This is a genomic window from Enterobacter chengduensis (genome assembly GCF_001984825.2).
Classification (GTDB): domain Bacteria; phylum Pseudomonadota; class Gammaproteobacteria; order Enterobacterales; family Enterobacteriaceae; genus Enterobacter; species Enterobacter chengduensis.
Genome location: NZ_CP043318.1, coordinates 1,638,273 through 1,651,802, shown reverse-complemented (window position 1 = coordinate 1,651,802; position 13,530 = coordinate 1,638,273). Strand labels below are relative to the sequence as shown.

Below are 13,530 nucleotides of genomic sequence, written 5' to 3'. Positions count from 1 at the left end.
GCTTACATCTCGCGTCCGTTGGTATGGATAACCTGTTTTAACCACGCGTAGCTCTTCTTCGGCACGCGCCTGAGGTCTTTCAGGTCGTGGTTTTCACGGTTGACGTAGACCACGCCGTAGCGCTTACGCATGTCGCCCTGGGAGCTGAGAATGTCGATTAACCCCCAGCCGAGGTAGCCAATGACCTCTGCCCCGTCCTCGAACATCGCCGCTTTCATCGCCTCGATATGCGCCCGGTGGTAGTCGATGCGGTAGGTGTCCTCAATCGGGTTCACGCCGTCCCAGGACTCAATCACCCCAATGCCGTTTTCGATCGGGAAGACCGGCATCCGCCAGTCGTTGGCGTAGCGGGTGATGATGGTGCGAAAGCCGAGCGGGTCAATCTGCCAGTTCCACTCGGTGGCCTTCAGGTATGGGTTGTTTTTCTCGCCGTGCAGCAGGTAATAATTTACCGGCGTGCCTTCCGGGATGGCGTCGCTGTCCAGCGTTTTGCTGGCGTAGTAGCTGAAGGCCATATAGTCGTTTTTAGTTCGCGCCAGCAGGGCTAAATCCTCGGCGCGGTAGATATCGCCAAACCCTTCCTGCTCCACCACCGCCATCACCGCCGGGCTGTAGCCCTGCCCGGCGAAGACGCGCAGCAGGTTCTGGTTGAGGAATTCGTCATACTGCTGGGCGCAGAAGATATCGCGCGGTTTGCAGGTGGCCGGGTAGATCAGCTGGTGCGCCAGCATGCCGCCCATCAGCTGGCCGGGTCTGGTCTGGTGCAGGTATTCGGTGAGCGCCATGTGCGCCACCATCGTGTGATGCTGCAGCTCGTACAGCTCGCGCAGGGTTTTATCGCCTTTCATATAGCCGGAAATGCGGAAGGCTTCCGGCATATGGAAGATGTTCTGCTCGTTGAAGGTCAGCCAGTACTTCACGCGGTCGCCAAAGCAGTCGATCATCTTCTTGCCGTAGCGGATAAAGGCGTCCATCACGCGGCGGTCGTTGAAGCCGTTGTACTCCTGCGCCAGCGCCAGCGGCATATCGAAGTGGTACAGGCAGATCATCGGCTCAATGCCGCGGGCGATCAGGTCGTCGATAAAGCGGTCGTAAAACGCGATGCCTTCATCGTTAAAATCACCGTCTCCCTGCGGGCAGACGCGGCTCCAGGAAATCTGGAAACGGTAGCAGTTCATGCCCAGGTCCTGCATCAGGTCGAAATCTTCCCGATAGCGGTGGTAGGAGTCGGTCGCCACTTTCCAGTCGGAAATATTCTCCCCGGCTTCACGGATGTCGTAGACCGACATGCCCTTCCCGCCCTCGTTCCACGCCCCTTCCGTCTGCATGCTGGAGACCGAGTTACCCCATAAAAAATTGGCCGGTAGCGATGTATTCATGCTCTCTCCCTATATGACTAGTCATTTAATATTTCATGACTAGTCATATAGGCGAAGATGAAAAGTTGATCAAAGGGGAGGATCGTTTTTTGTGAGATGGATTGAAATAATGCCTAAGGAAAGTAGCCCCGGTATGCGAAGCGCCACCGGGGAGAGGACGGTTATTGCTGTGCAAGCTGGTTACGACGATACTCCCCCTGCCGCTCCAGCATCCAGCCCGGATATTCCCGCGGCAGCGCGCTGACGGCATCAAGCTGTTTAAGCTCGTCTTCGCTTAAGCGGATCCCGGTTGCGGCGATATTGTCATCCAGCTGCTCAACGCGCTTCGCGCCAACAATCACGCTGGTCACCGCTTTTTGATGCAGCAGCCACGCCAGCGCGATTTGCGCGACGGAGACGCCCTTGCTTTCGGCAATCGTGCGCATCACGTCCACGCAGTCGAAGGCGCGATCTTTGTTCACCGGTGGGAAGTCAAACTCCAGACGGCGACCACCGGCTTCGCTTTGGCCGTCGCGGCCATATTTCCCGCTCAGCAGGCCGCCCGCCAGCGGGCTCCAGACCATCAGCCCGACGCCTTCGCTCTGCATCATCGGCACCAGCTCGCGTTCCAGATCGCGCCCGGCGATGGTGTAATACGCCTGCAGCGAGGCGAAGCGCGCCAGCCCGAGCCGCTCGGAAATGCCCAGCGCTTTGGCAATCTGCCACGCCGCCCAGTTCGACACGCCGATATAGCGCACGTGGCCGTGCTGCACCAGGTTATCCAGCGCGTACAGCGTCTCTTCAATCGGCGTGGCCGGGTCGAAGCCGTGCAGCTGGTAGAGATCGATATGATCGAGCTGCAGGCGGCGCAGGCTCTCCTTCACGCTGCTGATAATGTGATAGCGCGAGCTGCCGCGCGAGTTCACCCCTGCCATCCCCGTTTCGCCGAACACTTTGGTGGCGACCACCACGTTCTCGCGGGGGATCTTCAGGTTCTTCAGCGCCTGACCGGTGATCTCCTCCGAACGCCCTTCCGAGTACACGTCCGCGGTATCGATAAAGTTGATCCCGGCATCCAGCGCGCGGCCCACCAGCTGTTCTGCTTCGCTCTGCTGGAGCTGGCCAATCTTGCCCCACATGCCGCCTTCGCCACCGAAGGTCATGGTGCCGAGGCACAGTTCAGAAACGAACAGACCGGTATTGCCCAGTTTTTGATAACGCATAAGATAATCCTCGCATGTCGTTTAAGGGGTACCCGATAGTTATACCCGCCCCGCGGCCATCGCGAATGTGGCGTTCCTGTCCGTTTCTTGCCCAATCCTCTGAATAGTTATCCGCGCGGGGCGTCGCCAAAGACGCTGTAGTCCGGTAACTGCACCTGCTGATACGGCTCCCAGCCGCCGCCGAGCGCCTTGTAGAGCGCCACCAGATCGAGCGCGCTTTGCACCTGCGCCTGCGCGCGCTGCTGCTGGGCCTGGGCCAGCTGACGCTGGGCGTCCAGCACGTCGATAAAGCTGGCGATCCCCTGCCGGTAGCTGTCGCTCGCCAGATCGAAGGCGTTTTGCAGCGCGTCGATGGTTTTCGCCAGCCCCGCTTCACGCTGCTGGTCGGTGCGATAGCTCACCAGCGCATTTTCGACATCGCCAAGCGCGGTGAGCACCGTCTGACGATAGTCCAGCACCGCCGCCCCCTGCTGCGCGCGCGCCACCTTGACGCTGGAGACCAGCCGACCGCCCTGGAAAATGGGGATGGAGACCTGCGGGCCGAAGCTGTAGAAGTGGCTGCTCCAGTCGGTCAGCCAGTTGGTTTCGCTGTTGCGCAGGCCAAACTGCCCGGAGAGGGTAAAGCTCGGGAACAGCTCGGCCACCGAAACGCCGATTTGCGCCGTGGCGGCATGCAGGTTCGCCTCGGCTTCGCGCACGTCCGGACGGCGTCGCGCCAGCGTCGACGGAATGCCGGTCTGCACGATATCCGGCAGCGCGGGCATCGGCTGCACGCGCTGTAGTTCCGCATCCAGCGCCCCCGGCGGCTTGCCGAGCAGGATCGCCAGGCCATTCATCGCCTGCCGCTCCTGCGCCTGGTACTGCGGCAGCTGTGCTTCAAGGTTGCCTAACTGCGCCCGGGCGTTTTCCACGTCCATCTGCGGCGACAGCCCGCCCCGCTGGCGGCTTTCGGTCAGATCCAGCGTCTGCTGGGCGCTTTTAATCTGGGTGTTCAGCGTGGCGATAACGCTCTGCGCCCCGCGCAGCTGGAGCCACGCGCGCGCCACTTCCGCCTCCAGCGACACCAGCGCGTCGTTGCGCTGCTCGATAGCGGCTTTCTGCTGCGCTTCGGCGGCTTCCACCTGACGGCGCACCTTGCCCCACAGGTCGATCTCCCACTGGGCGTCGAAGCTGCCCTGGTAGAGGTTAATCGGCTGCGTTAGCGGCCCCAGCGCGCCCTTCAGGTTGGGATCGATGCTATCCACCTGGTCGTATACGCCGTGGGATTTCAGCTCCCCTTCCAGGCCGAGCTGCTGGCGCGTCGCCTGCAGATTGCCGTTTACCGACGGGTAAAACGCCCCGCCTGCCTGGTTAATCTGCTCGCGCGCCCCGGCGATGCGCAGCACCGTCTGCTGCAGGGTCAGGTTTCCGGCAATAGCCCGTTCAACGAGGCTATCGAGCTGCGGCGAGCCGAAGGTCTTCCACCAGCGCGGGTTGGTCGCGGCGGAGGACGTTTGCGATTTCACCGCGCTGTCGCCCTTATCGTTCCAGTGCGTGACGGAAGGTGGTGCGGGCTGCTGGTAGTCCGGCCCAACGGCGCAGCCCGCCAGCAGCAGCATTATCATCAGGGGGTGTAAACGTCTGTGTATCATCAATGTGCTCCTGCACTCCCCTCGCTCTTAACCGGCGAGAGCAACAAACAAAACGGAATCAGCAACAGGGCCACGACGCTCAGGATGGTGAAGACGTCGATGTAGGCCAGAAAACGGGACTGCTCGATCATGGTCTGGTACAGGCGTCCGGTGGCGATGCCGGTGGGGTCACCCACCTGGGTGGTGAAGTTCTGGATCGCCTGCGCGCTTTCGCGTATCGCCAGCTGGAACTGCTCGTTAAACGGCGAGGCGTGGTACGCCAGATGCGCGCTGTGCGCCTGGGATCGTTCGGTGATGGCCGCCGTCGAGAGCGAAATCCCAATCGAACCCGCGACGTTGCGGAACATGGTGAACAGCGCCGCCGCATCGGCATTAAGCCGTCTCGGGATCGAAATAAAGGCAATGGTGGTAAGGGGCACAAACAGGAACCCCAGCCCGATCGACTGGGCGCTGCGGAACAGCACCAGCGTTTCGAAATCGATATCCGGCGTCAGCGTGCGCGACCAGAAGAACGACACCGCGAGGCAGGTAAAGCCAAAGGCAATGATCCAGCGCGTCTGCACCACCGGCATCAGCTTCAATACCAGCGGGATGGTCAGCACGATCAGCACCGCGCCGGGCGACAGCACCAGCCCTGACCACGTCGCCGTGTAGCCCAGATCCTGCTGCGCCAGCTGCGGGATCACCACCGAGCTGCCGTACAGGATCATCGCCATTCCTGCCATCAGCAGGCTGGAGATAGCGAAGTTGCGGTCCTTCATGCAGTGCAGATCCACCACCGGCTTTTTGGCATACATCAGCCAGTAAATCGCGCCGATAATGCCGATCAGCGTTAATACCGCGAACGTGCGGGTAAAGTTCGAGTTAAACCAGTCCTCATCTTCCCCCCGGTCAAGCATCACCTGCAGGCAGCCCAGCCCCAGGGCGATCAGGCCGATCCCCGTCCAGTCGATGCTCAGCTTCTCTTTTGACTTGCTCTCCCAAGGCGGATCCTCCAGCAGCTGATAGATCGCCAGCACCGTGACAATCCCCACCGGAATGTTGATAAAGAACACCCAGCGCCAGGAGTAGTTGTCGGTGATCCAGCCGCCCAGCGTCGGGCCAAGCACCGGCGCAACGATAATGGCGATGGAAGAAAGCCCGAACGCTTTGCCCCTGTCTTCGGGCTTGAAGTAGTCGAGCAGCACCGACTGCTGCGTGGGCTGCAGTCCGCCGCCAAAAAAGCCCTGCATCACGCGGAACAGGATGATCTGCCACAGCTCGGTGGCGATGCCGCAGAGGAACGAGCAGACGGTGAACATCACGATGCAGATCAGGAAGAACTGCTTGCGGCCAAACACCCGGCTCAGAAACGCCGAGATGGGCAGCACGATGCCGTTCGCCACCAGATAGCTGGTTAATACCCAGGTAGATTCGTCATAGCTGGACGAGAGCGACCCCGCCACGTGGGGCAGCGCCACGTTGACGATGGTGGTGTCCAGAATTTCCATAAACACCGCCAGGGTGACGACAATCGCCACCGCCCACGGATTGCTGGCGGGTTTCCAGCTGTCGTGGCTGTGATCCGTCATTCGACCGTCACCTTCGGCGCCACCGACAGCCCCAGCGGCAGCGGTTTGTTGGCATCGAGTCCTTTATCAATGACGATTTTCACCGGCACGCGCTGCACAATTTTGACGAAGTTACCGGTGGCATTTTCTGCCGGGAAGGCAGAGAAGCGCGAGCCGCTGCCCTGCTGGATACTGTCAACGTGGCCCTCAAGCGCCATGTCAGGCCACGCGTCGACGGACACCGTGACCTTGTCGCCGGGCTTCATGCGCTCGAGCTGGGACTCTTTGAAGTTCGCCACTACCCACACGTTCGTGGAAACCAGCGAGAATAGCGCGGTGCCCGCCTGCACCAGCGTGCCGGGCTGCACGTTGCGTTTGGTGACAAACCCGTCGAACGGGGCGCGGACTTCGGTGTAAGAGAGGTTCAGGTTAGCCGTTTCCAGCTGTGCCTTTGCCTGCTCAACCTGACGCTCCCGCGCTTCAACGTTGGTTTCCTGCTGGCGGATTTGCAGCTGTACCTGCTCCGCCACTTCCAGCTGCGCCTGCGCGCTGGCAAGGCCCGCCTGGGCGCTACGCAGCTGGGCGTTCGCGGAATCAATACTTTGCTGGGTGGTCGCGCGCGGGTCGACGCCGCGCTGGCGACGGTACTCCGCCTGCGCGTTCGCCAGATCGGCCTGCGCTTTCAGCACCTGCGCTTTGGCTTCGTCACGCTGGGCGGGATACTGCACCTTTGAGAGCGCCAGCTGCGCCTGGGCCTGATGCAACTGGGCGATAGCCAGGCCAAGCTGGGCCTGAGCCTGATCGCGCTGCGCGGTGGTGTCGCGCGGATCGATGACCACCAGCAAATCGCCCTTTTTCACGCGCTGGTTATCGCGCACCCGCAGCTCGGTGACGTAGCCCGCCGCTTTGGGGGCAATCGTCACCACGTCGCCGTCGGTAAAGGCGTCGTCAGTCGTCTCCTGGTTACGGGTTAAAAGCCACCACACCAGCGCCACAACGACCATCACCACCACGACAATGCCGAGGATAATTAATGGTTTTTTGCCCGGGCGCTTACGCTCATTATTGTTTTTGTCCTGCTCGTCAGCAGGCGGGTTTTGATCTTCAGCCATAGTTCAGCAACGGTCCTGTCAGTGAGCGGCATCACACTATGCCGTTCACTAAAGCTAGGACGTTGCTATACGTTTGCCAGGAAAAACTGACAAATTGCGCACTATATGAGAAGGAATAGTCCGAAACCGATCGCCGCGGCCCAGACCAGCATAGGAATTGACCAGAGATGGAAGCGCCACCAGATACGACGGTCGTTAGCCATACGCAGGGCAATCAGGTTTGCCAGCGATCCGGGCAGCAGCCCAAACCCGCCGATGTTCACGGCCCAGGCCAGCAGGGTATCGGGCGGAACGTAGTTGAGCAGCAGAATGGTGGAAGGCACGTTGCTGATAAACTGCGACAGGCCAATCGCCGTCAGCCACAGTCCCGGCTGAGACAGCGCGCTGACCCCGTGCAGCACGTTCTGCAGCACCGGAAGCTGGATGAGGAGATGCACATCAATAAACATCGCCATAAAGACCAGCAGCAGCGTCCAGTCCACGCTGACCAGCACGCGGCGCGCCAGCACGACAAACCCTGCGGCGACGAGCAGAACGCCCGCCAGCTCAACCTTCAGCTCCAGGGCGAACAGAAAGACGATGTATAGCCCGAGGCAGCTCCACACCAGGCGCGGCTGCCACTGCGGGCCCGCCGTGCCGCTGTGGTACCGCAGTTTTTTATCCGGAAACGCAAACCAGCATACCGCCAGCAGCGACAGCATCATCACCAGCGCCAGCGGGGCCATCTGCCAGGTGAAGGCGGCGAACGACAGGCCGGACCGTCCCCAGAGCAGGATATTTTGCGGGTTGCCGATTGGCGTCAGAAGCGAGCCGGCATTGACGGCCAGCGCTTCAAAGATGATCAGCCGGCTGACCGGGATTTCGCACAGCTTACGCAGCGTAAGCGTGAGGGGCACGATGATAAACAGCGCCACGTCGTTGGTCAGAAACGTCGACAGCAGCGCGGCGGAGAACACCATAAACAGGGACAGCCTGCGTTCGGTGGCAAAGCGACGCACCATTTTACGGCCCAGCACGTCAAAATAGCCGCTCAGCTCGACCCCTTTGGTGAGCATCATCAGGCCGCTCAGGGTAATGATGGTCCGCCAGTCAATCGCGGCGGGCCAGGCGTGTGGGGCAAACGGCACAAAGAGGCTTAACCCTGCGCCAATGATGAGTAAGAGATGGAAGAAACGATCGCGTGCCAGGGCCTGCAGTCCAGGGATTTTCATTCAGCGGAGGGACCATATTTAAGGGTAAATTCGCGAAACTTCACCAGCGTCTCTTCGCTGACGTGGTGTTCCATGCCTTCCGCATCCCGGCGGGCGATCTCCGGGCTGACGCCCAGCACCAGTAAAAAATTCTCGACAAGCTGATGGCGCTCGCGGCTCTCCTGCGCGAGTTTCTCCCCTTCCGGCGTCAGAAACACGCCGCGCCAGGGGATCATTTCAATTAAGCCCACGGAGGCCAGGCGTTTTAACATTTTAGCCACAGTCGGCTGCGAAACCCCCAGTCGGGCGGCCATATCGACCTGACGCGCTTCCCCAACCTCACGAATCAGATCGGAAATGAGTTCAACATAATCATCAATCAGTTCACGCCGGTGCGCTTCACGGACCTGACGAAAACCTTCGACATGTTCTTCAACATTCACCAGCTGCGTCGTTTTTTTAATGGTTGGCTTACCTGCGCGACGGTTCATTGTACTTCCTCAGTGGGGTGACGCTTCCAGCGCCCGGTATCGAGAGCGCACATTGTAAACCATCCCTAAGCAAGCACAAAAAATTAACGAAATAGCCATAGCTATACAATATAGCCTGTGCTATATCTGTATGTAATGCAGTCACCCTTCACGGATCGAAGGGATCAAAACTCAGGAGGGCTTATGAACGAATTCAAGAGGTGCATGACCGTGTTTACCCACTCACCCTTTAAAGTGCGCTTAATGCTGTTGAACATGCTGTGCGATATGTTTAACAACAAACCGCATCAGGACGACAAACCATCCCACTAAGCGGCGTTGCGGTACGCCGCTTCATTTTTCCGTCACAAACCCGCAGTAAACTGGCTTCCAGCCGCCCTATTCCCGTTTTTTTTTACGGATTTGCAATCCCCTTCGCAAAACATCTGCTTAGCAACTGTTGATATTCTTTAGCGCTCGCACTATCTTCTTGCAGCCCTGCACAATTTGCGGCTCGCTGAAGCGGACCCTCATTCCCTCTCCACGCACTGTCAGGCAGGTTATGACCCTTGACGCCAGGGTGAGCACATGGCGTTTTCATCCATGATAGTGACCTATGAATGTAACCCTGATAGATACCGTTGTGACCCGCAGCCGGGCCTTAAGCCCGTGGACGGGGTTTTACTTTTTGCAGTCATTACTGATTAACTTTGCGCTGGGTTATCCCTTTAGTCTGCTCTACGCGGTGGCCTTCACCTGCATTCTGCACGTGCTTTGGCGCTCTGCGCCGCGCGTGCAAAAAGCGTTAATCGGGATCTGTTCGCTGGTTGCTGCGCTCTATTTCCCGTTTGGTCAGGCCTACGGCTCGCCAAACTTTAATACCCTGCTGGCGCTGCACTCGACCAATATGGAAGAGTCGACGGAGATCCTGACGATCTTCCCGTGGTACAGCTACGTGGTGGGGCTCTTTATCTTCGCGTTGGGCGTTATCGCCATCCGCCGCCAGCCGGGCGAGAAAAAATCCTGGGGTAAGATCGAACTACTCTGTCTGGTATTCAGCGTTGCCGTGGCGTTCGTCGCCCCCATCCAGAATATTCCCTGGGACGGTAAGCTAAGGCTTATTAACATCGGCTATCCGGTATTCCGCTTCGTGAAAGACGTCGTGGTGAATAATAAAGAGGTTCTCGACGAACAGGCGCGCATGGCTGAGCTTTCCAATATGAAAGACACCTGGAACGTGCTGGCCGTTAAGCCGAAATATCACACCTACGTGGTGGTGATTGGCGAAAGCGCGCGTCGCGATGCCATGGGGGCCTTCGGCGGCCACTGGGATAACACCCCGTTTGCGAGTTCGGTCAAAGGCACGCTGTTTACCGATTATGTCGCGGCCAGCGGCTCAACGCAGAAATCGCTCGGCCTGACGCTTAACCGGGTCGTCGACGGTAAACCTCAGTATCAGGATAATTTTGTCACCCTGGCAAACCGCGCCGGTTACCAGACCTGGTGGTTCTCCAATCAGGGGCAAATTGGTGAATACGATACGGCTATCGCCAGCATCGCCAAACGGGCTGACGAAGTGCAGTTCCTGAAAAACGGTGACTTTGAAGCCGACAAAAACACCAAAGATGAGGCGCTGCTGAAGATGACGGCCCAGGTCTTCGCCACCCCGCGCACCCAGCCTCAGCTGATCGTCCTGCATCTGATGGGGTCTCACCCGCAGGCCTGCGATCGGACCGGCGGCAAGTACGCGGAGTTCGTGCAGTCCAAAGAGACGTCCTGTTATCTCTACACCATGACGCAAACCGACGACCTGCTCAGCAAGCTGTACGATCAGCTACGCAACACGGGCGACAGCTTCTCAATGGTCTATTTCTCGGATCACGGGCTGGCGTTTAAGGAACGCGGCAAAGAGGTGCAGTATCTGGCGCACGATGACAAGTTCCAGCAGAATTTCCAGGTGCCGTTTATGGTGCTGTCGAGTGACGATAAAACGCATCGCGTTATTAAAGCGCGTCGTTCGGCAAATGATTTCCTGCAGTTCTTTTCGCAGTGGACGGGGATTACGGCCGAGCAGATAAAAAATGCTTACCCGTTTGTCTCTAATAAGAAAGCTCCCCCAGTTTACGTTACCAACTTTAAGTTACAGAAAGTTGACTACAACCATCTGGGTACGGATATTTTTGATATTAAGAGTAAGTAATTGCCGTCTCGTGCGGACCGATGCCAGCACAGTCGGCTCCCTCTCCCCACTGCGGGAGGGGAATAAACAAAAAAAAATCCGCCACATGGGCGGATTTTTTATTTAATCACCGAAGTGATTAGAAGCGGTAACCTACGCCCGCGATCCAGGTGCCAACGTCAACGTTGCGGATACGGCTCTGCTCATAGGAGAAGTCCAGAGCAACGTCCTGGATTGGGTTGAACTGCAGGCCTGCGCCATAGGAGAAGCCGTAGTCGCTGTTGCTTGCAGTGCGGTTCAGACCCTGGTTTTCGGTCTGCTGGAATTTACCGTAGCCAACACCTACAACACCGTAGATGCTTGCCCAGTCGTTCAGACGGTAAGCTGGACCAGCAGTGATACCGTAGTACTGACCTTTGTTGTACGCGCCGTTGTCAGTACGATCTTTCTCGGTGTAGGTGAAAGAACCGATCACGCCCAGTGGGTTGTTATCCTGCTCGTAGCGATACTTCAGGTTGAAGCCGTTAGCTTTGTTCATCACGCCCTGATAGTCGCTCTGAGCGTAACCACCAGTAACAGTAGAAGTCGCCGCTACAGCGGTACCTGCGGAAACAGCCAGTACAGCGGCCAGTGCTGAAAGACATGCAATTTTTTTCATAACCACCTCAAATGTGATCCAAGTAAGTCCGTAAGTTTTAAATATATCAAAAAAATTTGCGAAACTCTTTGTGATTCGTGATGTCTAATAAAACTTTTCCTGTAACAGAACGTTTCCAGCATCAGCTATCTCTTTCAAATCACATACAATTTTCACTACTAAATGCGCATAGTGCGCGTCTGCGCAGCGACATTCATCCAGATTATTCCTAATCTGACAGGCGATAAATCCACCAGCGCTTAACCATTTTACGGATTTCACGCGGATTTTTTTCAACAGCGCCTCAACCGTTACCGCATATTTCCTTTACACTGCAACCTTTACCTCGTTTGACATAAGCTGACAGGAGAAAGGATGCCTGGGTTATCCCGCACGTCGTCGGTCTGGTTGCCGGTCGCAGTCATACTGATTGCCATGTTGTCCATCCAAAGCGGCGCTTCGCTTGCAAAATCGCTTATCCCGCTGGTTGGCGCGCCCGGGGTGACCGCCCTGCGTATCGCGCTGGGCACGGCAATACTGGTGATTATTTTCAAACCCTGGCGTCTGCGCTTCAAAAAGGAGCAGCGTTTACCCCTGCTGTTTTATGGACTCTCCCTGGGGGCGATGAACTACCTGTTTTACCTCTCCATCCAGACGATACCGCTGGGTATTGCCGTCGCGCTGGAGTTCACCGGCCCGCTGGCGGTGGCGCTTTTCGCCTCCCGACGTCCGGTCGATTTTATCTGGGTCGTGTTAGCCGTTCTGGGGTTATGGTTCCTGCTTCCCCTGGGCCAGAGCGTCGCTGAGATTGATCTGACGGGTGCAGCCCTGGCGCTGGGAGCAGGCGCCTGCTGGGCCGTTTATATCCTCACGGGCCAGCGTGCAGGCGAAGAGCACGGTCCGGCAACGGTGGCGTTGGGTTCCCTGATTGCGGCTATCGTATTTGTGCCCATCGGCATGGCGCAGGCGACCGAATCTATCTGGCAATGGTCCGTCATGCCCATCGGACTGGCGGTCGCGATCCTCTCTACCGCACTCCCCTATTCTCTGGAGATGATTGCCCTTACGCGTTTGCCGACACGCATCTTTGGCACCCTGATGAGCATGGAGCCTGCGCTAGCCGCCATCTCCGGGATGGTATTTCTTGGCGAAACCCTGACATTAACCCAGACGCTGGCGCTCTGCTCGATTATCGCGGCATCCATGGGCTCGACGCTCACCATGCGCCCGGAACCTAAAGTTGAGAAGGTGGATATCCGCTAAGGCCATATATTCTGCATGGCCTCCACGCCATGCAGAATAAAGGCCAGAAAGACGGTCGTTATAATTTCTTACATACTTTGCCCCGTTTCAAAATATCCCTCTGAATTGACTTCCCCCAGCCTGAAATTAAGATTGATCTGTATCAACTTTAAAATTATCGATAAATATCAATGCATTAAATTCTCAACATCCTTCTCGCTATTAAACCGATAGGCACAGCCAAACCGCAGATAAAAAATCCGGTGCTATACTTAGTCCCGTAATTACCTGGGACATAAACATCAAGAGGATATGAGATTATGAGTACCGCTAAACTGGTGAAAACGAAAGCGTCTAATCTGCTTTATACCCGTAACGATGTATCGGATAGCGACAAAAAAGCGACCATTGAGTTGCTGAATCGCCAGGTGATCCAGTTCATCGATCTTTCGCTGATCACCAAACAGGCCCACTGGAATATGCGCGGTGCAAACTTTATTGCCGTTCATGAAATGCTGGATGGCTTCCGCACGGCGCTGGTTACCCACCTCGATACGATGGCTGAACGCGCCGTTCAGTTAGGCGGCGTAGCGCTGGGCACCACGCAGGTGATTAACAGCAAAACGCCACTGAAGAGTTATCCGCTGGATATCCATACCGTTCAGGACCACCTGAAAGAGCTGGCGGACCGCTACGCGATTGTGGCAAACGATGTGCGCAAAGCGATTGGCGAAGCGAAAGACGAAGATACAGCCGATATTTTCACCGCCGCGTCCCGCGACCTGGATCAGTTCCTGTGGTTTATCGAATCTAACATCGAGTAATCCATACGAATTTTCTATCAAACCCTCGCTATCCGGTGAGGGTTTTGCACATCTATGGTGCACACTTTTTGCCTGAGACCGTGCAAAAGTGAAGAAATTGTAATAATCACCTCA

General features: G+C 57.3%; 12 protein-coding genes. 4 read left to right on the top strand and 8 right to left on the bottom strand.

All coding sequences use genetic code 11. The annotated features are described in order from the left end of the window. Positions 1–2: 2 nt before the first annotated feature. The 7 genes from FY206_RS08170 to mntR all read right to left on the bottom strand — a co-directional run bounded on the left by FY206_RS08170 (position 3) and on the right by mntR (position 8,555). A complete protein-coding gene (locus FY206_RS08170) occupies positions 3–1,379 on the bottom strand; it encodes a glycoside hydrolase family 1 protein (RefSeq protein ID WP_032639075.1) in 1,377 nt (458 codons plus the stop codon). Between the two features lie 161 nt (positions 1,380–1,540). Further along, positions 1,541–2,581: an aldo/keto reductase gene (locus FY206_RS08165; protein WP_032639073.1), complete on the bottom strand. Its 1,041-nt coding sequence runs from the start codon at positions 2,579–2,581 to the stop codon at positions 1,541–1,543. Positions 2,582–2,688: 107 nt separating this feature from the next. Continuing rightward, complete coding sequence (locus FY206_RS08160; RefSeq protein WP_032639071.1) at positions 2,689–4,212, bottom strand: efflux transporter outer membrane subunit; 1,524 nt, start codon at positions 4,210–4,212, stop codon at positions 2,689–2,691. Further along, a complete protein-coding gene (locus FY206_RS08155; RefSeq protein ID WP_032639069.1) occupies positions 4,212–5,783 on the bottom strand; it encodes a DHA2 family efflux MFS transporter permease subunit in 1,572 nt (523 codons plus the stop codon). Before FY206_RS08155 ends, FY206_RS08160 begins: the two co-directional genes overlap by 1 nt. Beyond that, positions 5,780–6,874, bottom strand: coding sequence for an HlyD family secretion protein (locus FY206_RS08150; RefSeq protein WP_032639066.1), 1,095 nt, complete (start codon positions 6,872–6,874; stop codon positions 5,780–5,782). Before FY206_RS08150 ends, FY206_RS08155 begins: the two co-directional genes overlap by 4 nt. Before the next feature lie 101 nt (positions 6,875–6,975). Beyond that, a complete protein-coding gene (locus FY206_RS08145; protein WP_032639064.1) occupies positions 6,976–8,085 on the bottom strand; it encodes an anion transporter in 1,110 nt (369 codons plus the stop codon). After that, complete coding sequence (gene mntR, locus FY206_RS08140; protein WP_008501176.1) at positions 8,082–8,555, bottom strand: manganese-binding transcriptional regulator MntR; 474 nt, start codon at positions 8,553–8,555, stop codon at positions 8,082–8,084. The genes FY206_RS08145 and mntR overlap by 4 nt, the downstream gene beginning before the upstream one ends. Positions 8,556–8,738: 183 nt before the next feature. On the opposite strand from mntR, the gene mntS reads away from it, so the two are divergent. Beyond that, positions 8,739–8,867 carry a manganase accumulation protein MntS gene (gene mntS, locus FY206_RS08135; protein WP_014831181.1) on the top strand — a complete coding sequence of 43 codons (129 nt, stop codon included), beginning with the start codon at positions 8,739–8,741 and terminating at the stop codon, positions 8,865–8,867. A 283-nt stretch (positions 8,868–9,150) separates the two neighbouring features. After that, the gene (locus FY206_RS08130) at positions 9,151–10,734 is read left to right on the top strand and encodes a phosphoethanolamine transferase (RefSeq protein ID WP_032639062.1); all 1,584 of its coding nucleotides are present in this window, start codon (positions 9,151–9,153) and stop codon (positions 10,732–10,734) included. 118 nt (positions 10,735–10,852) lie between these two features. On the opposite strand, the gene ompX is transcribed toward FY206_RS08130, so the two are convergent. Beyond that, complete coding sequence (gene ompX, locus FY206_RS08125) at positions 10,853–11,371, bottom strand: outer membrane protein OmpX (RefSeq protein ID WP_032639060.1); 519 nt, start codon at positions 11,369–11,371, stop codon at positions 10,853–10,855. Between the two features lie 354 nt (positions 11,372–11,725). On the opposite strand from ompX, the gene rhtA reads away from it, so the two are divergent. Then, positions 11,726–12,613, top strand: a complete 888-nt coding sequence (gene rhtA / locus FY206_RS08120; RefSeq protein ID WP_077064070.1) for a threonine/homoserine exporter RhtA — start codon at positions 11,726–11,728, stop codon at positions 12,611–12,613. Between the two features lie 299 nt (positions 12,614–12,912). Further along, on the top strand, positions 12,913–13,416 hold the full coding sequence (gene dps, locus FY206_RS08115) for a DNA starvation/stationary phase protection protein Dps (protein ID WP_010428924.1): 504 nt from the start codon (positions 12,913–12,915) through the stop codon (positions 13,414–13,416). Positions 13,417–13,530: the final 114 nt, after the last annotated feature.